The organism is Corynebacterium callunae (genome assembly GCF_046592015.1).
Lineage (GTDB): Bacteria > Actinomycetota > Actinomycetes > Mycobacteriales > Mycobacteriaceae > Corynebacterium > Corynebacterium callunae_A.
On record NZ_JAWVOB010000001.1, the window covers coordinates 47,463 to 70,254 of the forward strand.

Consider the following 22,792-nt stretch of genomic DNA (forward strand, 5'->3'; position numbering starts at 1 on the left):
AGAATCCGCCTAGCGGGCAGCGATTTGCGCTGCTAGGTGGCCTGCGCCATAGCCATTGTCAATATTGACCACGCCGATGCCCGGAGCGCAGGCATTAAGCATGGTGAGTAATGGCGCAATTCCACCGGCCCCCGCGCCATAACCAACAGAGGTTGGCAGGGCAACCACTGGCGCAGATACCAGGCCGGCAACTACTCCGGGCAGGGCGCCGTCCATACCGGCAGCAACAATAATCACCCCGGCCTCGCGCAATTGTGGTTCATAGGATAGCAGGCGGTGAATCCCAGCTACTCCCACATCCACAATGAGGGAGACCTCGCGTCCCAAATGATTAGCGGTGTGCAAGGCTTCTTTGGCCACTGGTAGATCCGAGGTACCTGCGGAAACCACCAATACGCTTACCCCAGATGATGCTGGTGGGGCAGCCGGGTAGGCCAAAAACCAGCGTCAGCATCAGAAAAAACATCGCCGAGAGTGTCGATAATCGCTGCTGCTTGCTCCTTGGATGCCCGGGTAAACAGCGTGGTGTGGCCAGCATCGCGCAGCCCTTCTGCAATGGCTGCTACCTGCTCGACAGTTTTGGATTCGCAGTACACCGCTTCGGGGTAGCCACGCCGCTGTGCGCGATCCACATCCAGATGTGCGAAATCACCAAACTTCTTGGTGCGCTGATCAGAGGTTTGTTCTTCGCTCACAGAGTGCCCTTCGCATTTAGTAGTGACAATGTCATGGCACCAGATTGAATACCTTTAAGATCAACCGTCGCATAACGGGATCCAGCCTCTTTGGCAGCAGCTTCAATGGCTCGTGCCGTCTCCGGTTGAGTAGCCAGCGGAAGCTCAGTGGTAAGCAGTTCAATGCGCGCAATATCGCCATGGTGGCGCACGCGGGAATCGCTAAATCCCAAACGATAAAGCTCCAGCTCCACCGCCTCAATTTGCTGCGATTTCTCCTCAGTTACTTCCTGACCATGGGGAATGCGCTAAGCCAAACATGGCGCTGCCGGCTTATCGGCAACCGGTAGTCCAAAAGCTCGGCCGACTTGGCGCACCTCCACCTTGCTCAAACCAGCATCAGAGAGCGGACGCAACACATTGTGCTCAGCAGCAGCGCGCGCACCGGGGCGGTCAATACGCTTGGTGTCATCCGCATTTTCACCATAGGCAACAGCCGCTAAATTATGTGCCTCAACTACGGTGTCATCAATGCGGTTAAACATCTCATTCTTGCAAAAATAACAACGGTCCACGTTATTGGCACGGTAGGCAGCCACTGCCTGCTCATTGGTGTTGATCTCGAGGGTTTCAGCACCAATATAAGCTGCCGTATCCGCCCCAATGGCACGCTCACGCGCCGCTAAAGAAGGCGAAACCGCCGTAATTCCCAGCGTGCGATCATAGCCGAGCACATACTCCGAAATGGCCAATAACACCGCCGAATCCACACCACCTGAGTAGGCCACCCCAAGCCGGCCATTAGCAGGAAGATGCTTTTCGACGCGGGCAATCAGTGCTTGCGCGTCGGAGTCAGGGTTAAGCAGTGTCATTAGCGCCGGGACTCCAAACGGTGCAAGATTTCGCCTGCATGCTCTACCACCAGGGTGTCAGGATCTGCCTCAAACTCAGCCCAGTCAGGGTATTGGGATCGGCATAACCAATGTTGTAGGCATCGCAGACCTCTTTGGAAACCTGGGATGCAAGTGTCACATTAATGCGCAGCTTTTCCACACCGGTTTCTGGATCATAGGTACCAAGTCCACGCACGTGGGTGGAGTGTGCGATTTCGCCCCAAGGATGGTCCTTGAACTTTTCCCACTGCTTGGTGAAGTACTCGATGCAGTGGTAGCCAATATCGGCAAGGCCCTGGTGCATTTCCGAGATTTCAGTGATGTGAGGTGCATAAATAATGATCTCGCCACCATCAGCACACACTGGTTCCATCTTATAAACGCCCTTGGCGCCGGTCCACAGATCCTCATACATCTCTGGAACCTTGGACACGATGCGCTTAAAAGGAGCATCCAACCACTTGATATGGGTGCTGGAGGCAATCTGAGCGTTAGCAGCCCAGGCCGATTCAGTGGTTCCCACCGCAACGGAGTGCAGCACCGGCTGTTCATCATCGCCGGTGGTGGAAACATAGGTCACGCCAGCTTTTCTCCCTTGATCAAATCCGAGGCGGAGTTAATAAGCTGACGAACGGGAGTTATGCCTAAGGTACCAATAATTTCCGAGGCTGTAATCAGCGCACCCACCCAGTGCGAAATATCGATCACATCATGGACAGAGCAGCCGGGGAAGAAGTACTTATTTCCGCCGGAGAATCCGACCACCTCATGTGGGAAGACTGGGCCTCCAACCAGGTTGACATCGGCTTCGGCAACGAGCTTATTGATCTGCACATCCATGGCGCGGTCGGTGAGTAGGCCATTGGATAGTCGAGAGATCTCCTCAGCAGAAATGGTGCCGAGGGAGGCAATCGCTTCGGGGTTGTGCCAGTCATGGTTGACGACTACCGCTTTGGGGAAACGTTCCGCAATGGTGCCGGATGGAACGTCGAGAAGCTTGGCAATGGAAGGCTCATCCATTGCTGCGTGGGTGCCCAGCGCAATCAAAATAGTGATCGACTTGGCGCGATCAGCGATCGCATCATAAACGGACTTAATCATCAGCCCATCGGGCCGGAGCGGGTGCCATCGGGTATCGGAATACACACGGACTTGCCGTCAATATCAAATTTGGCGATCTCATCAAAAATGAATTGGCGGACTTGTTCCTCGTTGAGAACTTCCACGGCGCTTCCCCACAGGGCCGCCGATTCTGCCGGGCCTCCATGAATGGGCATGGTGATAGTTTTGTGGCTCATAAAACTAGTGTGCTCAGATCGTGGAATCTAAGCAACTAGTTGCAGACTGTTGCACTGGCTAGTGCGTGCACAACAAAAAATCAGTGTTTCTTTTCCTAGGAGAAGAAACCCTGATTTCTTAGGGGTGGCTGACGGGGCTCGAACCCGCGACACCCAGGATCACAACCTGGTGCTCTACCAGCTGAACTACAGCCACCATTACCGCGTTAAGCAGCACGGATTATGTTAATGCACCGTGCTGCTTTCGCCAAAACGGCTGGTCAGAATAGAAAACTTAAGCGTTTTTCAGACGTTGAATTACCACCACTTGTTCATGGTGATTTGAGCAACCTCAACATTGTCGATGTATTTTCCGCGGACGGGATCGATCTCATCGGCAGCAGCAACGATGTCCTCGGAACCGGTGCCACGAACAAACATTGGTACCAACTGGTTGGTGTGGTTTCCGGAGAACCAGTTGTGGTTTGGAACAACGCCCGCTGCGCCGGTCATAGCAGACCATGCTGGATCGTCGGTTGGGCCAGCGAGGTAGCCGGTCTCGTGATCAGCGGTAACAATAACGAGGGTTTCTTCCCAGGAAGAGTTCTCTTCAACCCACTCGACAACAGTTTCAACGGCAGCATTGAAAGCCTGAACTTCTTCGATATCGCGAGCTTCGTCGTTGGCGTGGCCGGCCCAGTCGATAGCGCCGCCTTCGATCATTACCTGGAAGCCGTCCTCATCCTGGTTCAAGATATTAAGCGCAGCTTCAGACATGGTAGCTAGATCAACTACGTCATTTTGAGGAGTGTCATAAGGGGTGACAGATTCTCCAGAACGGTCATGCTGCAAGGTGTCTGCTACCTGTGTTAGACCGAAGTACTTGTCACTGGAAACATTGCCATCGGCAAGTGCCTGGAAATCTGCTTCATCCTCAACGAAGGTGAACTCAGTTTCACCATTAGCAAGGCGCTCGTACTGGGAAGTCAGCATGTAGTCCTCATCGGCGGTAGCGACAGGCTTAGCGTCCTGATCGTAGAAGGGGTGACCGGCGCCCATGATGACGTTGAGATCGCTGTTGATCATTTCCTCACCAATGGCGTGGAGATCATTGCGGTTGGAGTTGTGCGCAGCCCAAGCGGAAGGAGTCGCATGGTTGAAAGGCACGGAGCTTACAACACCTGCAGCTTTACCCTGGGCGATAGCGTATTCAGAGGTGTTCTGAACTGGTTGCAAAGCAGGATCCATACCGATGATGCCGTTGGTGGTTTTAACACCAGTTGCCATTGCGGTGCCAGCTGCTGCAGAGTCGGTGGCGTTCTCATTGACGTAGTTGTGATCAGACCAAGCGCGAGCTGGGTCGTAGGAGTTTCCATCCTGGTAGGAGGATGCTGCAATTTGAGTCCACTCTGACTGCTCATAAACCTGAACAGCCTCGCCACCTGGAAGTGCTTCAACCGCGCCGGGCTCACCAGCAACCTGGTAACGGGTCTGGCCGGTTTCATAGAGGTTGGTGGCAGAAACATGGTTGAATCCCATGCCATCGCCGATCATGTAAATGATGTTCTTTGGAGCCTCAGGAGCTGCTGGAGTGGAATCAGAAGAAAATAGTCCGGAAGAGCCGGAAACAAAAGAAGACTGAGCGGTAGCGGTACCGGAAAGTGCAACAAGGGCAATGCTGCTGGTGGCAGCGCAGCTTAGAACAAAGCGACGACGATTAAAAGACATGAAAATTCCTATAAGTCGAGGTGAATGTTGGGACAACCAAACTCGGGAAAATAAGACAGCTGTAAATATGCTGACGTTAAGGAACTTATTAGAGATTTCTTAATTATTTGGAAACTTAAGTTAAAAAGTTAGTGTCCACTTACTTAGGTGAAACGGGAGACTTGGTCGGGGCGAGTCGTGCGTCAAGGCATGGTTGACAGATCAGTCGAGACATAATTGACACCATGAGAGGACTGGGTTAAGAGACAAAAGTTTGTGGGCATATGGTGGGCATACAAAAATCAGGGCACCTAATCCGATCGGAAGAGGTGCCCTGAACTGGAGAAAATCTGTGCCCCCAGCAGGATTCGAACCCGCGGCCAACCGGGTAGAAGCCGGTTGCTCTGTCCACTGAGCTATGGAGGCGATAGAAATAGCAAAGCAAAAGTACTTGCAACTTCTGGAAAATACTTTATATAAAGTACTCTCTTGAATCCAAAACGAGCTAAAGCTGTGTGAATTCCCACAAATTTTATCTGAGATGGAACTCTATCGCACACCCGGGTTCGGTTAGTAAAAAGCTCACTCAACTAGGGAAGCTAAAAGGAAGCGGGTTAGATTGGTGACATGGATGAGCAAGCTAGTGCACAAACGGGGACTATAAAGAAAAGCAGGGTACGGGTCTCCTGGCCCCTTTATATCCTCTTTGCTTGTGTTGCAGGCCTCGTTGGCGCAATTCTTTCGTGGGGGTTCCTCTCTGATTCCCTCGCTGCCTTAGGCATTCCCGATCCAGGCCCAATCACCACCGCCGGCCTCCCATTCCTGCGGGCTGTGGGCTGGATTCTGGCGTCACTATCGGTCGGCAGTTTCCTGGCATCGACATTTTTCATTTCACCACGTTTGGTGGATGGCAAAAATGATCTTAAAAGGGCTTTGTTATCGGTTGATGGTGCTATTTCCACTCGCACCGGCGCACTAGCAGCGCTGTGTTTCGGACTCATCGCAATTGTCATGATTCCCCTGGTCATGTCGGATCTCTCGGGACAGCCTTTTAGCTCGGCTATTCAACCTCAGAACTGGTCCATTGCTTTTGAGCAGGTAGCAACCGCCAAAGCGTGGGCCTGGGTTGCAGTTTTTGCCTTTATTACCGGCATCCTTGGCCTTTTCTCACGCAGCTGGTTAATGCAGCCGGTACTGCTTTGTGGCGCCGTTATCATGATGCTGCCACTCGGTTTGGAGGGGCACTCTGCATCTGGTGGTAACCACGATTTTGGCACCAACTCCTTGCTGTGGCACCTGCTGCTTATGCTGTTGTGGGTTGGCGGCCTGATGGCGCTTATTGCACATTGTCGACGCCTCGGTCCAGACCTTGAAGTAGCCGTCAAGCGCTATTCCGCCATCGCTACCTTTGCCGTTTTTGGCATGGCGATCTCTGGTGTTTTTAATGCCTTGTTGCGTATTGATTTCGCGGATTTGTTCACCTCCAACTACGGACTCCTTGTGGTAGCAAAAACTGTCGGCGTCATCGTTGTAGGTCTTTTTGGCTTGGCGCACCGGGTGGTATCAATACCCAAGATTGGGCAAAACCCACAGATCTTTGCTCGGATTGCCATCGTGGAAGTCTTGGCGATGGCTGCGATTATGGGTATTGCGATTTCCATGGGGCGCACCCCGCCACCAGCACCAGATGCTCCAAATCTTTCTGTGATGGCTACCGAAATTGGCTATGCCCTTGAAAAGGAACCCACCCTGACAAACGTCTTTTCGATGTGGCGCTTTGACTTGATGCTGGGCACTGTCGCTATCTTGCTATTCCTCTTCTATATGCAAGGCCTGCGAGTTTTGCGTCGTAAAGCAAAGGCGTGGAACCACCTACGCACCTTCTGGTGGGTGCTCGGTTGTGCCACGCTGGGCATCACCGTTTCTTCGGGTATCGGCATGAATATGCCGGCGACCTTCTCCATGCACATGGTCGCGCACATGCTGCTGTCCATGGTGGTGCCGGTATTTTTGGTGCTTGGCGCGCCATTAACCCTGGTTATGGAGGCTGTTGAACCTGGTGAACCGGGCCGTCCAGGCTTGCATGAGTGGGCTGCGGTGCTGGCGGATAACCCGCTGCTGAAGTTCCTCATGCACCCTGCGGTTAACACGATTCAGTTCATTATTATTTTTTATGCGCTCTACCTCACCCCGCTTTATGAGGTTATGGTGTCCGAGCACGCTGGCCACCTGATTATGAACTTTGTCTTTGTGTTCTCGGGTTATATCTACTACTGGGAAATGATTGGACCAGACCCCAAGCCGGAGGAGCGCACCCACGTATCGCGCTTGGCCTGGCTGGTGTTCTCCATGCCTTTCCACCTTTTCTTTGGCGTCTACCTCATGCAGCTCAAGGAGATTTTGGCTGAAGATTTTTATACCCGCTTAGATCTTCCATGGGCCGTGGACCTGGCACATGACCAGCTGGTAGGTGGCGGCATTGCCTGGGCTTCAGGATCATTCCCGATGATTATTGTTTTTGGATACCTCTTCCGTGGCTGGTTACGTGAGGAGCGAAACAATGAAAAAATCTATGAAAAGCGTGCTCAGGAGACAGGTTTTGAGGATGCGGAGGAGTACAACAAGATGCTGGCCCGCATGAGCGAAGGCCACGATTTACACTCGGATTACTACAACGAAACATTCGAAGCTAAAGACAAAGAATAAGCTTTTCGACGCTTTCTTGCGCGCCCCAGGAGCCCGGCCTGTGGATAACTTTCGATCTGAAGAAGTTATCCACAGTTTGGCTGCTGGGGTGTTTTTCGTCTTGGTTAGAGGCTGGCACACTGCCTGGTGAAAGCACTTCCGCCAACCAGAGAAATGGAAAACCAGGACATGATTAACTCACCAATTACCATCGTCGGACGTATCTGCAGCGACCCTGTTTATATCGGAACTAAGGATAATAGCGACGGTGTGCTCAAGATTCGCATTGCTTCCTCACGTTCCTACCGTCAGGACGAAAAGTGGCACAACACCGACCAGCTTTATATCAATGTTGAGGCTTGGGGTCGCCTGGCCGTTAACGCACACCAGTCCTTGACAGTTGGAGTATCCGTCATCGTGCACGGCATGCTTTATACCAATCAGTGGGAAACTGTTGAAGCCAATTCGGACAAGCCCATCAAGCGCCAAGAAGTTCGCTTGCGTGCCCTATCAATTGGTATTGATCTCAATTCCTACCTTGTGGGCTTTGTGGATGCGCGACCTCGCTTGGAAAACGTTCCCCATGGCGTGGTCATGCCGGAAAATAGGTCTGCAAGTTATACCTCAGGAGATACGCGCCAAGACCCAGATAACCAAGAGCACAATAATCCAGAGGCACGAGAGGCAGGGGAGCGCGGGGAGTCAGGTGCGGAGAACCAATTGGTTAACGCCGGCGCACCCAATGAACCTGAACAATAACCTTTCCTAGTAACCCCGAGTAGCAGTGGGACAGAGGCCTTTCCCGCGATATCCCTGTATATCCCCAGAGCAGGTCAGGCCAAGGTCCCGATTTTGGGCTCGCTCATGTAACCTTGACAGCTGAGTACTTAAACGCAAAATCGCAGTTAAAGGGGTTACATTGGGCGAGTTCATCTACACGATGAAGAACGTGCGTAAGGCAATTGGTGACAAGGTCATCTTGGACAATGTCTACATGTCCTTCTACCCAGGTGCCAAGATCGGTGTCGTTGGTCCTAACGGCGCTGGTAAGTCATCTATTCTGAAGATCATGGCCGGTCTTGACCAGCCATCTAATGGTGAGGCATTCCTTGATCCGGGCGCAACTGTGGGCATCTTGCTGCAGGAACCTCCACTGAATGAGGAAAAGACCGTTCGCCAGAACGTTGAAGAAGGTCTCGGCGAGATCTTCGAAAAGAAGCAGCGCTTCGAGGCCATTGCAGAAGAAATGGCCACCAACTACACCGATGAGCTCATGGAAGAGATGGGTGTCCTGCAGGAAGCTCTTGACGCCGCTGACGCTTGGGAAATTGATTCCAAGATCGAGCAGGCTCTTGACGCTCTGCGTTGCCCTCCCGGAGATGAGCCAGTAACCCACCTTTCCGGTGGTGAGCGTCGCCGCGTTGCACTGGCTAAGCTCCTGCTTTCTGAGCCTGATCTGCTGCTGCTCGACGAGCCTACCAACCACTTGGACGCTGAGTCCGTGCTCTGGCTGGAAAAGCACCTGGCTGATTACAAGGGCGCTGTCCTTGCCGTCACCCACGACCGTTACTTCCTCGACCACGTTGCACAGTGGATCTGTGAAGTTGACCGCGGTCAGCTGCACCCATACGAGGGCAACTACTCCACCTACCTGGAGAAGAAGACTGAGCGTTTGGAAGTTGCTGGCAAGAAGGACCAGAAGCTGCAGAAGCGTCTGAAGGAAGAACTCGCATGGGTTCGTTCCGGCGCTAAGGCCCGTCAGGCCAAGAACAAGGCTCGTCTGGCTCGCTATGAAGAGATGGCTGCAGAGGCTGAAAAGTTCCGCAAACTCGACTTCGAAGAAATCCAAATCCCAACCCCTCCACGCCTGGGCAACAAGGTTGTTGAGGTTAGCGACCTGGAGAAGGGCTTTGATGGCCGCGTCCTGATTAAGGATCTTTCCTTCACCCTGCCTCGTAACGGCATCGTCGGCGTGATCGGACCTAACGGTGTGGGTAAGTCCACCCTGTTCAAGACCATTGTTGGCCTCGAGCAGCCAGATGCCGGCAAGGTTGAAATCGGCGAAACCGTGCAGCTGTCCTATGTTGACCAGAACCGCGAGAACATCGACCCAGAAAAGACTGTCTGGGAAGTTGTTTCCGATGGTCTGGACTACATCATCGTTGGTCAGAATGAAATGCCATCCCGTGCATATCTTTCCGCCTTCGGTTTTAAGGGCGCTGACCAGCAGAAGCCTTCCAAGGTACTGTCCGGTGGTGAGCGCAACCGCCTCAACCTGGCACTGACCTTGAAGCAGGGCGGCAACCTGATCCTGCTCGATGAGCCTACCAACGACTTGGACGTCGAAACCCTGGGCTCTTTGGAAAACGCACTGCAGAACTTCCCCGGCTGTGCCGTGGTCATTTCCCACGACCGTTGGTTCCTCGACCGCACCTGTACCCACATCTTGGCGTGGGAAGGCAACATCGTCGAAGGCCAGTGGTACTGGTTCGAAGGCAACTTCGAAGACTATGAGAAGAACAAGGTTGAGCGTCTCGGCGCTGACGCCGCTCGTCCTTCCCGAGTCACCCACCGCAAGCTGACCCGCTAGTTTTAACAGTTAAGGCCCGCACACAAGGTACTTGTGTGCGGGCCTTAAACTTTGCGCTTTTCGACGAAAAACCGGCTTTTTTACTTAGTGTCTTTTTCCTCGTCAGAGGTTTCTAAGATGCCAGTCAGAGTCTCTTCTGCTTGTTCTAGAAGCTCCAAAAGCTTGCGTTTATCGGCGTCGCTGAGATCATCAGTCACACCAGCTTCCAACTCTTCCCACGCCTGTTTGACCTGGGGTTGAATGGCTTTGCTGGCAATGGTTGCCTCAATAATGGTCACGCGCTTATCTGTTTTGCTAGGGATTTTCTTAATAAATCCGGCACTTTCCAAGCGCTGCAGCGTGCGCGTCATGGTGGGCGCATCTGAACCCAAAAGCTGTACTAAATCAGCTTGACATTGCGGACCCTTATCCCACAATTGCATTAGCACCAGTTCTTGGCTGGGGTAAAGACCAATTTCTCCCGAGGGCTCAAAAGCGGAATCCTGTGCCTCAGATTCCACATTTGGCCTTTGGAAATTTAGTTTTTCGGGGATTCTAGAAGGTCGTGTCTATTCATAATGCCTTCCATCTTAAGTCCTTAAATAATCAGGGGTCTAGAGTGGTGATTCTTTTTGTGCAAGCATATTTGATTTAAGATGTTCTCTGGCCTTCGCAAATACCGGAAAATGATGCTAATTCGCTTGTCGAATGCGCAGCTGGCCCGGGGGTCGGTAGAATGCTTGCGAGACGCTCGATTCATCGAAAAGTTAGATAGAAAGAGGCCGAGGCTAAAACCATGGCAGCCACTGAGGAAAACACCCAAAAGAACTTCCACGTCACGGAGGTTGATCTCCGCTGGTCAGATTTTGACCGTTTCGGCCACGTGAATAACGCTGCTTATATTGAAATCGCGCAAGAAGCTCGCCTTACTTTCGCCGAGGACCAATTCCGCGAGCGCGGTTATGAGATCCCTGCTGCATTTGTGCGCCACTTGGAAGTGGATTATTTGCGCGCCATTTTGCCGGACACCACCAAGGTGACGGTAGAAACCCAAGTCACCAAGTTGGGTAATACCTCCTTTAAGACCCGCCAGGAAGTCAAGGACCGTAATGGTCGCGTCTGCTGCGTTGTTGAATGTGTACAGGTCACCGTTAATATTCAAACCGCCGCTCCACGTGCCATTAGCAAGGTAGAGCGCAAGGTGCTTACCGCTGTGGCTAGCAGCGAAGTCCAGGCTCAGGAAGCTCTGGAACAGTAGTGCCAGAATCCCTCATAGTCACCTCCGGCGCCCGTGGCCTCCAAGCCCTGGTGGCTCGCGCGGTCGGAATTGATGCCCTAGCTAGTGCACGTTTTCGCCAACTCGACCCCGAAACTGTGGACGTTTTTGTCACCACACCTTTTGGAGTCACCGCCTCCCGCCGCATTAAAGGCACCGCCAGCCGCGATGGCGCAGCCGTGGGAGCTGCAGATCTCTTGGCCGCACTCCAAGCCGAAACCCCAGAAATTGGGGCGCCGCGCGATGCCAGCTGGCCGGGATCTTTACCGCCCAGCACCGGTTTTACGCTTGTCGACGAGCTCCCCACTCAGGTGGTGCGGTCGCTGGCTGATCAAGGCCAAGCGCTGGCGCGTCAGTTTTCTGGCCCTTTGGGACCCCCTGCATCCTTGATGGACCAAGAGGTAATTAAAGCTGAAGGCAATGGAAAAACTGCTTCCATTCCCATGCGCAGTGTTTTTACCTGTACCTCTTTGGGGCTCATCCCAGGATTTGAAGCACCCAATGAGATCCCACGCCATCTGCGGGTTTCCGTCAATGGTCGGTGGACCCGCATCGATGCCCCCTATGGCAGTGTTTATCACTCCGCAGGTTTGGGTTTAAGCGTTTTCTAAAGCAGAACCCACCCAGCAAGAGCTGCACCAAGAGCGATTGCCCAGGGTGGGATTTTCCATTTGGCGAGTCCCAGCCAGCACACTGCAGCAATACTCAAGGAAGCAACGCCATTAATGCCGTGGGTGAATACGGGATCGTAGAGCGCTGCGCCCAAAAGTCCCACTACACCAGCATTAATGCCCTTGATGGCTGCCTGCAATAGCGGAGCCTCGCGCCAACGGCCCCAGAAATAGAGGCCAGCAATGGTCAGCAGCGTGCCGGGGATAAAAATAGCCACAGTGGCAATAAGTGCACCTGCGATACCACCATGGACGGCACCCAAATAAGAGGCAAAAGTAAACATTGGCCCGGGGACGGCCTGCGCGGCGGAGTATCCGGCCAGGAAGTCATTGTTGGCAATCCAACCGGGGGCAACCACCAGTTTTTCCAGCAGTGGCAACACCACATGGCCGCCACCAAAGACGGTGGCACCAGCTTGATAAAACGCCGGATAAAAACCGCCACCAATAATGGCAGCAACAAGGCCGATAAAGAAGAGAATTAAGCTGCCAATTCCAGCCCACGCTGGAATTGCCCGCAAAGGTGCGGCAGGCGGGGTTTCGTCGACAAGCGTTTTAAAGGCAAAGATTCCAACAAGCCCAGCTGCCAGGATCATGCCGAGGTGGGTAAACGCTGAGGGCAGAGCGAGGACCGCAATACCGGAGGCAACGGCGATGGTGGCGGTAAGTGGGGTGGCGGCCATGGAGCGGGCCATGCCAGAGACCGCGTGGAAAACCACGGCGACAGCTGCTGCTAGCAGTCCGAGGGTCCAGCCGGCATCGGTGGCATCGAAGAGCAGTGCAAATGCCGTCATCAACACCACAGAAGGCAGGGTGAAGGCAAACCAGGCGGCAGTCATTCCAGCAAAACCGGCGCGCTGATAGCCCAGCGCCATTCCCACCTGTGAGGAACCAGGGCCAGGCAAGAGCTGACTAATGGCGACGATTTCTGAATATTGTTTATCGTCTAGCCACTTTTTGCGTTCCACAAACTCGGTACGGAAATATCCCAGGTGCGCAGTGGGCCCACCGAATGCGGTGAAACCCAGCAGGCCAAAACTGCGTAAAACTTCTAAAACTTTAGGCACAAAAACATACTTTAAGCTACCTGTGGCTTTAGCGCTGTTCGTGTGGATCCGGATTGGAGTTAATCAACATATCGGCTACCCGCAGCATATGGTCCCAAATGGCTTCATGCTGCTCAGGCGTAATATCCACATCCTGCATGGCCTTATCCATTAGCGTGAGCCAACGCTGCGCTGCTGTGACACCAATGGGGAAGTGCGCATGACGCATACGTAGGCGGGGATGGCCACGCTGTGCGGAATATTCAGCAGGCCCGCCCCAGTACTGAGCCAGGAACATTTTGAGCCTTTGTTCCGCGCCCTCCCAATCATCCTGGGGGTACATGGGGCCGATAATGTCATCGGTGCGGACCTGCTCATAAAAACGGTGGACGATGAGGGAGAAAGTCTCCTCACCGCCCACTTCATCATAAAAGTTCTCAGGGACTGTCATGCCTAAAGATTCTAGGCCTTTTCCCCGCTTCGTTTCGCTTCGAGCTGCTTGGGGGAAATGGAACCGATGCCATTGGGATAGGGAGTGGTGATGCCCTCGCGCTGCATATCGGTGAGCACCTTGGCATAAACGTGGCGCTGAACTTCCCACTGATAACCAGGCAAGGTCTTAACCACACCGCGGAAGGTCATATGGTCTGGCTCAAAGGAGGAAATGCCCTTCATCTCTGGCTCGCCAATAATAGAATCCTTCACCGTGGGCAGCTTGGCTGCTTCCTGGAAGGACTTCTCAATTACTGACCAGGCAGTCTCGGTGTCATTGGAAAGTCCCACCGGAACCTCAAAACGAGCGATGGCATATTCATCAGAGAAGTTACCAACGCGCAAAATCTCACCATTGCGGATGTACCACACGGTGCCATCCATATCGCGCAAAGTAGTAATGCGCAGGCTGATATCTTCCACATCGCCGACAATTCCATCGCCGACATCAATGGTGTCGCCCACTCCATATTGATCTTCAATGAGCATAAAAATACCACTGAGGAAGTCCTTGACCAGGGATTGCGCACCAAAACCAAGGGCAACACCGGCAACACCGGCAGAGGCAATAAGCGGTGCGACATTTACCCCGATGGTGGTCAAAATAGCCAGCGCGGCCCAGGTCCATACAAAAATGGCTACTGCTGATTTGCCCACCGCACCTAGGGTGCGGATTCTTGCTTGTCGCCGTTGTTCCTGCGATCGACGCAAAAGCTGGACATCAAGTGGAGTTTCCTCCTCCTGGGTAGCTGTTTTGCCAAAAGGAGTTTTAATAAGCGAAGGACGCTTGCTCTTCTCCGGCTCTACGGCTCTATTTGCGCCACGTTCTACTGCCTTAGTGATGAGTTTTCTGAACACCCAATGGGCAATAAGCGCGACCAAAATAGTCACTGCGATGGAAATCGGTTTGTCGATGAGCCATTCCCTGGTGGTTGGATCATCCCACCAATTTGAGACATCTTCGACAAGATTGACATCTGACGTTGAATTAGCACTGGAAATAATCATCAGTATCCACCGTAATACTTTTTTCGGAAACCTTCACGCGCAGAATAATTAATGTGAGGGAGGGTAAAAGTGTGCATGAAAAGGGCGAATATTTGGGCTAGAATGGACAGCTTGGTCTATCATTGCCACAGAGCCGATCTGGCTGCACAGCGACTTTAAGAGTTTCAGGAGTTGAACTACCTTGTCTTCCAACCCCAACGCCCAGGGTTTCTCCACGGCATCGATTCATGCAGGATATGAGCCAGATGAGTTTTATGGTTCCATCAATATTCCTATTTATGCATCGACCACCTTTGCTCAAAATGGTCCCAATGACCTGCGCAATGGATTTGAATACACCCGCGTGGGCAACCCCACCATCGTCTCTCTTGAAAAGACTGTCGCGGCCCTGGAAGGCGCACAATATGGTCGCGCATTTTCTTCCGGAATGGCAGCCACCGATATCCTCTTCCGCGTTTTGCTGAAGCCAGGCGATCACATCATCCTCGGCAATGATGCTTATGGCGGAACCTTCCGTCTCATCGATACCGTCTTTACTGCGTGGGGCGTTGAATACACAGTGGTTGATACCGCTGTGGTGGCAGAAGTTGCTGCAGCTATTAAGGACAACACCAAGCTGATTTGGGTGGAGACCCCCACCAACCCAGCACTGTCCATTACCGATATTGCTGCGATTGCAGAACTCACCACCGGTACCAATGCCAAGCTCGTGGTGGACAATACTTTTGCATCCCCTTATCTGCAGCAGCCACTGAGCTTGGGTGCACATGCAGTTTTGCACTCCACCACCAAGTACATCGGTGGACATTCTGACGTGGTCGGCGGCATTGTGGTCACCAATGACCAGGCACTTGATGAGGAATTGCTCTTCCTCCAGGGCGGCGTTGGCCCAATCCCTTCAGTTTTTGATGTTTATCTCACTGCGCGTGGTCTCAAGACCTTGGCTGTTCGCATGGAGCGCCACTGCGATAACGCTGAAAAGGTGGCAGAGCTTTTGGATTCTCGCCCTGAGGTGTCTACTGTGCTGTATCCAGGTCTGGCAACCCACCCTGGCCATGAGGTGGCAGCGAAGCAAATGAAGCGTTTTGGTGCGATGATTTCGGTGCGTTTTGCCGGTGGCGAAGAAGCTGCAAAGAAGTTCTGTACCTCCACCAAGCTTATTTGTTTGGCAGAATCCCTGGGCGGCGTGGAGTCTTTGTTGGAGCACCCAGCTACCATGACCCACCAGTCTGCTGCTGGTTCTCAGCTTGAGGTTCCCCGTGACCTCGTGCGTATTTCCATCGGTATTGAAGATATTGAAGACCTGCTCGCCGATGTCGAGCAGGCCTTGGATCAGCTTTAAAAATTTAGAGTCCGAGTAGCTTTTCTACATAAGCGATTCGGGCTTCAACCATCTTGTTAAAGAGTTCGTCCGCAGTGCGGGGGGACTCTTTTACTGCTTGACGGGTCAGTGGTGCTTCCACATCAGGGAGCTGATCCAGCCACACCTGGGGGATAGGGTGGAAAGCTGTTTCCTTTACTTCCTCAGTGCCGGAGTCATAGGCGAAATCTGAGGTGAGGGCGAAACTGAAGAGATCGGCGAGCAGCATTTCACGGACAACGATGGCATCCTGGAGGGAGAGTCCGATCTTGGTGAAGAACTCGAGTGCTACCTCAACAAGTTTGATGCGCACTGGGGAAGTACCCTGCGGGCTGATTTGTTCGTCGAGAGCAACAAGGAGAACACGTGGGAAAGCGCGGAACTGATTACGCAGTGCATTCCAGAGAACATGGAATTCATTACGCCAGTCGGATGGGTCGAGCTCAGGAATTGAGATTCCTTCAACAACCTTTACCCACACACGGTCAATGATTTCTTGACGGTTGGAAACGTGGTTGTACAATGCACGCGGAGTAACACCCATATCGCGAGCGAGGCGGTTCATGGTAACTGCCGCAAAACCCTCACGGCCCGCAATAGCCAATGTGCGATCAACAATTGAATCAATTGTCAGAATGCGTTGAGTGGGGCGCCCTGGACGACGGCCAGTAGTAGATGGAGTAACGGCCACTGAAGGCTTGATAATTTCACTTGGCATGATTTAGAGGGTACGCCATCTGATTAATCAATACTAGTCCATTTAATGAAGTAGAGGTCATGATAACTTAGAATTTTCTAATGATTAAGCAACTAAGAAGCTGGGAGGAATAAATAATGAGTGAAAACCAAGAAAAAACTAAGAAAGTCGCGGTAGTGACGGGTGCGACGGGTGGAATGGGGCTCGAAATTATTCGAGACTTAGTTGAAGATCACACTGTTTTTGCACTGGGACGCAATGAAGAAAAGCTCCAAGAATTGGCTGAGATCCCAGGCGTAATAAGTATCCAAAGTGATATTTTAGCAGATGTTCTGGAGCGGGGAGGCGTGGAAAAGCTCTCTCAGCTTGGGCACGTGGATACCTTGATCCACGCCGCGGCGGTGGCGCGCAACTACAGCGTTGAAAGTTCCTCGGTGGAACAATGGCGGGCGCATTTAGAGCTCAATGTGATCGTGCCGGCGGAGCTAACGCGACAACTCTTGCCAGCCCTACGGGCCGCCAAGGGGCAGATTATTTTTATTAATTCTGGCGCGGGTACCGGTGCCCATCCGGGCAACACTATTTACACCGCGAGCAAGCACGCGCTGCGGGGGTTGGCAGACTCCTTGCGCAAGGAGGAGGCTGGCGTGGGCGTGCGCGTTTCGACGATTAGCCCTGGCCCTACCGACACGGAAATGTTGCGTGGCCTCATGCAGGCGCAGGGAATCGAATATCGCCGGGAGCTATATATTGAGCCCAAAGAAATAGCCAGCGCCATCAGGTACGTGATTGACGCTGGCTCATCCACACAAATTACTAATGTGGATGTTCGCCCTCGAATTGAATTGGGCGATATTAAATAAATCTACTGAGCTGGACGCTCGACTTTTTCAGCTGCTGGCTCAGGATCAGTAGTGGTGGCTGGGGTTTTGCTGGCGAGCTTGCGGGCAAAACCCACAAGTCCAGGAACGACCGAGATAAACACGATGATGAGGAAGATTGCTTCGATATTGTTGCGGACAAAGTCGAACTGCCCAAGCAAAGCACCCAAAGCAACAACACCGGAGCCCCATAGGATCCCACCGATGATGTTGTAAATCAGGAAGGTGCGGTATTTCATTCCGGCCATGCCTGCTACCAGCGGAGCATAGGTGCGCACGATGGGGACAAAGCGGCACAAAATGATGGTGATGGGGCCGTACTTATCAAAGAAATCCTCGGTTTGCTTGAGGTATTCCTGCTTGAAGATGCGTCCATCAGGGCGGTTGACCAGCTTGGGGTGGAATTTATGGCCCAACCAATAGCCAACCTGGTCACCCAAGATTGCAGCGATAGGGCAGAGGATCAGTACCAGCCACAGCGGTGCAAAAGGATCTGGCTGATTGGCCAGCAAGCCGCCGGTGAAGAGGAGCGAATCGCCTGGCAGCAACGGGAAGAGAAGACCAGATTCAATGAATACGATGACCAGCATTGCAGGCAAGACAAAGCCGCCAAAAGGACCTGAACCGGACAAAAGCTGCATTGGGTCCAACCATGATGGTCCCAATGCAACCTGAGATACGGAGTCCGCAAGAGTTAAATACATGCAGCACAGAGTACCCGGTAGGTGCTCAAATCCTATAAGAGAAAAGGCCCTTTTGTGAGAAGTTCAGGGTTTTTCCAGGGTGGTTATTTATCTTGCAGCTGCGGGTTTTTGATCAGTCCTAATTGTTTGAGGATATGAACTGCGGTTTTATCTGTTTCTTGCAGCATCAAAGGATCAGTTCCAGGCATGGGTGAAATAGTGGTATCGGGCAGCTGTGCATAGGTGGGAATTCCAATTAGGTGAACCCTGGGATCTAAGCTGCCATCTGCATTTACTAATAAACGGGTGTGCGGGTCTACCTCGGGCGAACCTGTTGGAGCAGCAATTCCCGTAGCTGAGTAATCCGCGAATGGGCGAATTCTGCCAGCCTCCTCAAGTGACTGGGTAAGCGGATCTGCCACTTTCCGTATATCAGGATTATGCATCCAGGCATCAATGAGAACCGATGAGCGAAGAGGGGTGTTTTGAGTTGTGGGAGACGAAATTTGCCACAATCCGTCTTGCACACTGAGGTGAGGGTGAGCTCCCGCGAATTGAACAAGCCCAGCTTCAACTAGTGCCAATAATTCGCGGGTACGGAATAGAGGAGGGCCGGAGCCTACCATTTGTCCAATTGCCATTACGGCTGCAAAGCGATTGCGACGCGACTCTAAAGTTAGACGACCCTCTGCCCCCAAAATCGAGCTAGGTTTACGCGATGCAGAAATCGACCAGAGGGCTGACTTGAGTGGACTGTCCCAGGCCAATTCGGCATGGTGGATATCCCGGCTTAAGCCCTCAGCAATGCGGGTGGTGAGCTCCGCGACGCTCTCGCTGACATCTTTGAGTGGAAACTCCCAGGCCGCGAGGTCAAAAATCTCTGAGGTGTGGGCTGCAAGTGCTGCCGGAAGGTCTTCTGGGACAGTGTTATCAATGACGCTAATGATCTGCTGCAAGTTTGTAAGGATTGCTGCAGGATTTACGCGATTGAGGTTCTCATAATAAGCCTCATAGGCATCACGTACTACTGCTGGCCATACCTCGGTGTCATAGTCAATAGCAGCGATACCTCGCTTTTGAGCATTAATTTCCGCAATAACCGCCTTCAGGCGAGCCAGTTTTGCACCTGGAGGAAGTGCTTTATAGTCCGATTTAGGCAAATATGGGTAACCGCGACCTGAAGAAATAATGAAGTGCGGCTCATTGCCTGAAGGTAGGTAACGAAGGCCAGCGGGTGAAGTGGAATCTTCCTCGAATTTGCCGCCACGGTCGATTGTGGTCAGCGCCATGATATCGAAGAATCCCATGCCCAAACCACGTACTAAGACAGATTCACCTGCTGGTATGAGGCTGGCATCTTGTTCCACGGGGTTTCCGGGTTTTACCCAGCGTAGGTGTGGATTTTCGGCCAGTGCTGAGGTGATTAGTTTTTCTTCCGCATTTAAGGCAGGGGTTTGCCAACCGATTGCCAATACTGTGGAATCAACAGAGATTTTTTCTGAGTTGTCTAGGGTGATGACATCGCGTTCGCCATCTTCATGAACGTTGATCGCTCGCGCATTGTGTTGTTGTACTTCCACCCAGTCTGGAAGAAGCTTCAAAGCCACCTTAAAGACCCACTGCAGATAAGCGCCATAAAGAGCTCTTGAAGGATTTGATTGGGGCAGCGTAGCGGATAATTCCGCGTCGAAATCTTCAAGATTGGATTCTGATGGGGGATATGCCCGAAAAAGTTCAACTGCCTTTTGTGGGATTCCACTTAGGTCCTCATCGCCGCGCAGGAGTCGAATCCAGTCGTATTGGAGTGGTCCCTCTACTACAGGGGCTGTCACAGTAGATCCAGGTTCCGTAAACAAAGTCACTGCGCCGGCAAGAGTATTCATGCATAAGGTGCGGGTTTGATCTGTGCGCCACACATTTCCTGCACCCATTTGTGATTCCTCAATGAGGTGAATTTTTAATCCACCTTCGGGCTGTAGAGAGCTATTTAATGCAGCTGCAATTCTTTCAAGGACAGAAATGCCTCGGGGGCCGACCCCAACTATGGCAATCTGCTTGTCATTTATGCTCACAAAAACTCCTGATCGACGAAGGCTGCGGTCGAATAAAGATATCATTTAGACCGTTTAGTCTAATTTAATATACCGCTTAGTCTAATTGTGTGTTAAATTCTGGACATAGATTAGTGAAAAACTTGAGAAAACTTATAGAATATCTGGAGGAAAGCCTAGTGCTTAGGAAGCGCAAGCAGGGTTTCGGCTCGATCGAACAATCAAGACACCCACGAACTGGGCGAATCCTCAAGGCTGTAACAGCGACCTTGGTTGGGTTGGCCGTACTTTCTGGATGCACAGCAGCACCTGCGCAACAAGAAGAAAACACGCTTACCTATTTGGAGCCTCAGTTCTTCCGTACCTTATATCCGCCATCAGCGGGTTTTTATCCAAACGGCAGCGTGGTAAACAACATTGCGGATCGCTTGTTGTACCAAGATCCCCAAACTTTGGAATTAAGCCCCTGGATCGCTACCGAACTGCCGGAAATTAATGAGGATGCAACTGAGTTCACCTTTAATATTCGAACAGATGTGACCTACTCTGACGGTTCACCTTTAACAGCTGAAAACGTTGTAAAGAACTTTGATCTTTATGGCCTCGGTGATAAGGATCGCCGCCTCACAGTATCAGAACAGATCACAAATTATGAATTCGGGGAAGTAGTGGATGCGGATACAGTTCGTTTCCACTTCTCTAAACCTGCACCGGGTTTTGCCCAGGCAACCAGTTCCTTTAACGCCGGGCTCTATGCTGACTCCACTTTGGATTTTGCAAATGAGGAGTTTGCTCCTGGAAATGCCACCAAGGTGATTGGCTCAGGACCATTTGTTATCACTGATGAGACCTTGGGAACTAACCTGACCTTAAGCGCCCGTGAAGATTATGACTGGGCACCTCCAGCCCTTGAGCACCAGGGACGTGCCAAACTTGATGCAGTTAATTATGTGCTTGCTGGCGAGGAATCTGTGCGTATTGGTGCACTAGTTGCGGGGCAAGCCGATCTGGCTCGCCAAATTGAAGCACCAGTGGAAGCCCATTTGAAAAAAGAGGGCTTAGACATCGTTTCCGCTGCCACCAATGGTGTAAATAATGGATTCTATTTCCGCTTTAAGAATGAGATTCTTTCTGACATTCGGGTGCGCCAAGCTTTGATTCACGCGATCGATCGCGAAAAGATCATGCGTGTGCTTTTCAGTGCCTCGTATCCTTTGGCAACATCAGTCTTAGCGCAAAATGCTTTGGGATATAAGGAGCAAAAAGATGCCTATGTTTATGATGTGGCGCAGGCGGAACAATTGCTCGATGAAGCAGGTTGGATCCGTGGTGATGACGGAATGCGTCGAAAAGACGGCGTGCTCTTAGAACTAACCTTCAATGAGGCTTTGCCTCAGCCTCGTTCCCGTGAAGTAGTGACGATGGTGCAAGAACAACTTGGGGAATTGGGAATCAAGGTAAATCTCAACCCTGGTGACCAAGCTGCACAAGATGCCGATTCCAAGGACTTAAACAAGATTCAGGTCCGCCACAGCATGGTGGGACGTGCAGATTATGACGTATTGAAATCCATGCTTTATTCCACCAACCGAAATGAGTTGTTGAATATGACGATGGATGGGGATACAGCAAATATCGGAGACCCTCATTTAGAAGAGCTTTTGATGGCAATTGCTTCAAGCCCAAATGAAGCAGACCGAGCAACTGCTTCTGCAGCAGCTCAGGATTACATCACCGAACAGGCATATGCGCTGCCAATGTTTGAAGAACCGGTGGTTTATGGAGTACAGCCCTATGTCAAGGACTTTAACCCAGAAGTGATTGGACGCCCGAGCTTTTACGCAACCTACATTGACCATTCAAATGAGGAGAACTAAATGACGACCTCACAAATCTTGCGTCGAATTGGCCAGGCTGTAGTGGTTTTGTTGGTTACCTTTACCTTGGCATTTATCATGCTTTCCGCATTACCAGGGGACGCAGTGACCGCCCGATATTCCAGCCCAGATTTGGGACTTTCACCGGAACAAATTGCCCAGATTCGTGAATCTTATGGTGCTGATGAATCTTTATTTTCCCAATACTTAACTACCTTAGGTGGTTTCTTGGTGGGAGATTTTGGATATTCGGTGCAAACAGGAACTGCAGTTTCCACCTTGCTCGGTGAAGCTGTCCCCGGAACTTTTGTGCTCGCAGTGTCGGCATTCCTGCTCGCTATTGTCCTAGCTTTAGGAATTTCCATTTTGGCTACGATGGATCGATTCTATTGGATTAAGGAATTCTTCCAGGCCTTGCCACCATTCTTTGTCTCCCTTCCAAGCTTCTGGCTGGGCATTATCTTGATCCAGATTGTCTCCTTCCGCCTGGGATGGGTTCCGGTCATTGGAACAACTACCGTACAAGGCCTTATCTTGCCCACGATCACATTGTCTATTCCAATTGCAGCACCTCTAGCTCAAGTACTCATTCGCTCCATCGAAGAAGTTAAAGCGCAACCATTTATTGTGGCGGTTCGTGCACGTGGAGCAGGAGAACTGTGGATCTTTTTCCGAAACGTGCTGCGCAATGCCTTGTTGCCGGTGTTAACCATCGCCGGAATTCTCTTTGGCGAACTTGTTGGTGGCGCAGTGGTTACCGAGGCAGTGTTTGGTCGAGCAGGGCTTGGCCAAATGACTGTTAATGCAGTTGCTAACCGAGATATGCCTGTGATGCTAGCCATCGTGGTGATCGCAGCCGCTATTTATATCCTGATTAACCTCATCGTGGATTTGCTTTATCCAGTCCTCGATGCCCGTCTTCGTCGCAGTGAAAAGGCATAAATC

17 protein-coding genes, 2 tRNA genes and 3 pseudogenes are annotated in these 22,792 nt (G+C 51.9%); 9 read left to right on the top strand and 13 right to left on the bottom strand.

The genetic code is table 11. The annotated features are described in order from the left end of the window. Positions 1-9 precede the first annotated feature (9 nt). The 6 genes and pseudogenes from larB to SFC07_RS00260 all read right to left on the bottom strand — a co-directional run bounded on the left by larB (position 10) and on the right by SFC07_RS00260 (position 4,977). Positions 10-695 (bottom strand): annotated as a pseudogene (larB, locus tag SFC07_RS00235) (nickel pincer cofactor biosynthesis protein LarB). Beyond that, a pseudogene (larE, locus tag SFC07_RS00240) lies at positions 692-1,546 on the bottom strand (ATP-dependent sacrificial sulfur transferase LarE). Before larE ends, larB begins: the two co-directional pseudogenes overlap by 4 nt. After that, positions 1,546-2,865: pseudogene (locus tag SFC07_RS00245) on the bottom strand (lactate racemase domain-containing protein). Before SFC07_RS00245 ends, larE begins: the two co-directional pseudogenes overlap by 1 nt. A gap of 123 nt (positions 2,866-2,988) precedes the next feature. Further along, a tRNA-His gene (locus tag SFC07_RS00250) sits at positions 2,989-3,061 on the bottom strand. A gap of 101 nt (positions 3,062-3,162) precedes the next feature. After that, positions 3,163-4,572, bottom strand: a complete 1,410-nt coding sequence (locus tag SFC07_RS00255) for an alkaline phosphatase (RefSeq protein WP_411206231.1) — start codon at positions 4,570-4,572, stop codon at positions 3,163-3,165. Positions 4,573-4,904: 332 nt separating this feature from the next. After that, positions 4,905-4,977, bottom strand: a tRNA-Arg gene (locus tag SFC07_RS00260). A gap of 201 nt (positions 4,978-5,178) precedes the next feature. Here SFC07_RS00260 and SFC07_RS00265 point away from each other — a divergent pair. The 3 genes from SFC07_RS00265 to ettA all read left to right on the top strand — a co-directional run bounded on the left by SFC07_RS00265 (position 5,179) and on the right by ettA (position 9,826). Continuing rightward, positions 5,179-7,257, top strand: coding sequence for a cytochrome c oxidase assembly protein (locus SFC07_RS00265; RefSeq protein WP_411206232.1), 2,079 nt, complete (start codon positions 5,179-5,181; stop codon positions 7,255-7,257). Between the two features lie 168 nt (positions 7,258-7,425). After that, positions 7,426-7,995, top strand: a complete 570-nt coding sequence (locus tag SFC07_RS00270) for a single-stranded DNA-binding protein (protein WP_411206233.1) — start codon at positions 7,426-7,428, stop codon at positions 7,993-7,995. Between the two features lie 160 nt (positions 7,996-8,155). Next, on the top strand, positions 8,156-9,826 hold the full coding sequence (ettA, locus tag SFC07_RS00275; RefSeq protein ID WP_411206234.1) for an energy-dependent translational throttle protein EttA: 1,671 nt from the start codon (positions 8,156-8,158) through the stop codon (positions 9,824-9,826). 80 nt (positions 9,827-9,906) lie between these two features. On the opposite strand, the gene SFC07_RS00280 is transcribed toward ettA, so the two are convergent. Next, positions 9,907-10,326, bottom strand: a complete 420-nt coding sequence (locus tag SFC07_RS00280) for a MarR family winged helix-turn-helix transcriptional regulator (RefSeq protein ID WP_411206235.1) — start codon at positions 10,324-10,326, stop codon at positions 9,907-9,909. A 275-nt stretch (positions 10,327-10,601) separates the two neighbouring features. Between SFC07_RS00280 and SFC07_RS00285 the strand changes: the two genes are divergently transcribed. Together SFC07_RS00285 and SFC07_RS00290 are read left to right on the top strand one after the other, a co-directional pair. Further along, a complete protein-coding gene (locus SFC07_RS00285; RefSeq protein WP_411206236.1) occupies positions 10,602-11,063 on the top strand; it encodes an acyl-CoA thioesterase in 462 nt (153 codons plus the stop codon). After that, positions 11,063-11,692, top strand: coding sequence for a hypothetical protein (locus tag SFC07_RS00290; protein ID WP_411206237.1), 630 nt, complete (start codon positions 11,063-11,065; stop codon positions 11,690-11,692). The genes SFC07_RS00285 and SFC07_RS00290 overlap by 1 nt, the downstream gene beginning before the upstream one ends. Here SFC07_RS00290 and chrA read toward each other — a convergent pair. The 3 genes from chrA to SFC07_RS00305 are packed head-to-tail and all read right to left on the bottom strand — an operon-like array spanning position 11,689 to position 14,298. Continuing rightward, complete coding sequence (gene chrA, locus SFC07_RS00295; RefSeq protein WP_411206238.1) at positions 11,689-12,819, bottom strand: chromate efflux transporter; 1,131 nt, start codon at positions 12,817-12,819, stop codon at positions 11,689-11,691. The genes SFC07_RS00290 and chrA overlap by 4 nt on opposite strands. A gap of 28 nt (positions 12,820-12,847) precedes the next feature. Then, positions 12,848-13,249, bottom strand: coding sequence for a globin (locus tag SFC07_RS00300; RefSeq protein ID WP_411206239.1), 402 nt, complete (start codon positions 13,247-13,249; stop codon positions 12,848-12,850). A gap of 11 nt (positions 13,250-13,260) precedes the next feature. Next, a complete protein-coding gene (locus SFC07_RS00305) occupies positions 13,261-14,298 on the bottom strand; it encodes a mechanosensitive ion channel family protein (RefSeq protein WP_411206240.1) in 1,038 nt (345 codons plus the stop codon). A gap of 181 nt (positions 14,299-14,479) precedes the next feature. On the opposite strand from SFC07_RS00305, the gene SFC07_RS00310 reads away from it, so the two are divergent. Then, entirely contained in the window at positions 14,480-15,640 is a 1,161-nt protein-coding gene (locus SFC07_RS00310; protein ID WP_411206241.1) for a cystathionine gamma-synthase, read from the top strand. Between the two features lie 4 nt (positions 15,641-15,644). On the opposite strand, the gene SFC07_RS00315 is transcribed toward SFC07_RS00310, so the two are convergent. Beyond that, on the bottom strand, positions 15,645-16,376 hold the full coding sequence (locus SFC07_RS00315; RefSeq protein ID WP_411206242.1) for a TetR/AcrR family transcriptional regulator: 732 nt from the start codon (positions 16,374-16,376) through the stop codon (positions 15,645-15,647). Positions 16,377-16,492: 116 nt separating this feature from the next. On the opposite strand from SFC07_RS00315, the gene SFC07_RS00320 reads away from it, so the two are divergent. Continuing rightward, positions 16,493-17,218: an SDR family oxidoreductase gene (locus SFC07_RS00320; protein WP_411206243.1), complete on the top strand. Its 726-nt coding sequence runs from the start codon at positions 16,493-16,495 to the stop codon at positions 17,216-17,218. Between the two features lie 2 nt (positions 17,219-17,220). Here the strand turns inward: SFC07_RS00320 and SFC07_RS00325 are convergent, their stop codons facing one another. Both SFC07_RS00325 and SFC07_RS00330 read right to left on the bottom strand, forming a co-directional pair. Continuing rightward, the gene (locus SFC07_RS00325; protein ID WP_411206244.1) at positions 17,221-17,940 is read right to left on the bottom strand and encodes a DedA family protein; all 720 of its coding nucleotides are present in this window, start codon (positions 17,938-17,940) and stop codon (positions 17,221-17,223) included. An 83-nt stretch (positions 17,941-18,023) separates the two neighbouring features. Then, entirely contained in the window at positions 18,024-19,991 is a 1,968-nt protein-coding gene (locus SFC07_RS00330; RefSeq protein ID WP_411206245.1) for an FAD/NAD(P)-binding protein, read from the bottom strand. Between the two features lie 158 nt (positions 19,992-20,149). Here SFC07_RS00330 and SFC07_RS00335 point away from each other — a divergent pair, with 158 nt between their 5' ends. Continuing rightward, positions 20,150-21,847: a TIGR04028 family ABC transporter substrate-binding protein gene (locus SFC07_RS00335; protein WP_411206246.1), complete on the top strand. Its 1,698-nt coding sequence runs from the start codon at positions 20,150-20,152 to the stop codon at positions 21,845-21,847. After that, the gene (locus SFC07_RS00340) at positions 21,848-22,789 is read left to right on the top strand and encodes an ABC transporter permease (RefSeq protein ID WP_411206248.1); all 942 of its coding nucleotides are present in this window, start codon (positions 21,848-21,850) and stop codon (positions 22,787-22,789) included. The last annotated feature ends 3 nt before the right edge of the window (positions 22,790-22,792 follow it).

What these genes read in the sequence shown, in the direction of transcription:
- SFC07_RS00285 (WP_411206236.1), top strand. Translation starts at nt 10,602, where the DNA reads ATGGCAGCCACTGAGGAAAACACCCAAAAGAACTTCCACGTCACGGAG.
- SFC07_RS00340 (WP_411206248.1), top strand. Translation starts at nt 21,848, where the DNA reads ATGACGACCTCACAAATCTTGCGTCGAATTGGCCAGGCTGTAGTGGTT.
- SFC07_RS00255 (WP_411206231.1), bottom strand. Translation starts at nt 4,572, where the DNA reads ATGTCTTTTAATCGTCGTCGCTTTGTTCTAAGCTGCGCTGCCACCAGC.
- SFC07_RS00305 (WP_411206240.1), bottom strand. Translation starts at nt 14,298, where the DNA reads ATGATTATTTCCAGTGCTAATTCAACGTCAGATGTCAATCTTGTCGAA.
- SFC07_RS00315 (WP_411206242.1), bottom strand. Translation starts at nt 16,376, where the DNA reads ATGCCAAGTGAAATTATCAAGCCTTCAGTGGCCGTTACTCCATCTACT.
- SFC07_RS00265 (WP_411206232.1), top strand. Translation starts at nt 5,179, where the DNA reads ATGGATGAGCAAGCTAGTGCACAAACGGGGACTATAAAGAAAAGCAGG.
- SFC07_RS00325 (WP_411206244.1), bottom strand. Translation starts at nt 17,940, where the DNA reads ATGTATTTAACTCTTGCGGACTCCGTATCTCAGGTTGCATTGGGACCA.
- SFC07_RS00320 (WP_411206243.1), top strand. Translation starts at nt 16,493, where the DNA reads ATGAGTGAAAACCAAGAAAAAACTAAGAAAGTCGCGGTAGTGACGGGT.
- SFC07_RS00270 (WP_411206233.1), top strand. Translation starts at nt 7,426, where the DNA reads ATGATTAACTCACCAATTACCATCGTCGGACGTATCTGCAGCGACCCT.
- SFC07_RS00300 (WP_411206239.1), bottom strand. Translation starts at nt 13,249, where the DNA reads ATGACAGTCCCTGAGAACTTTTATGATGAAGTGGGCGGTGAGGAGACT.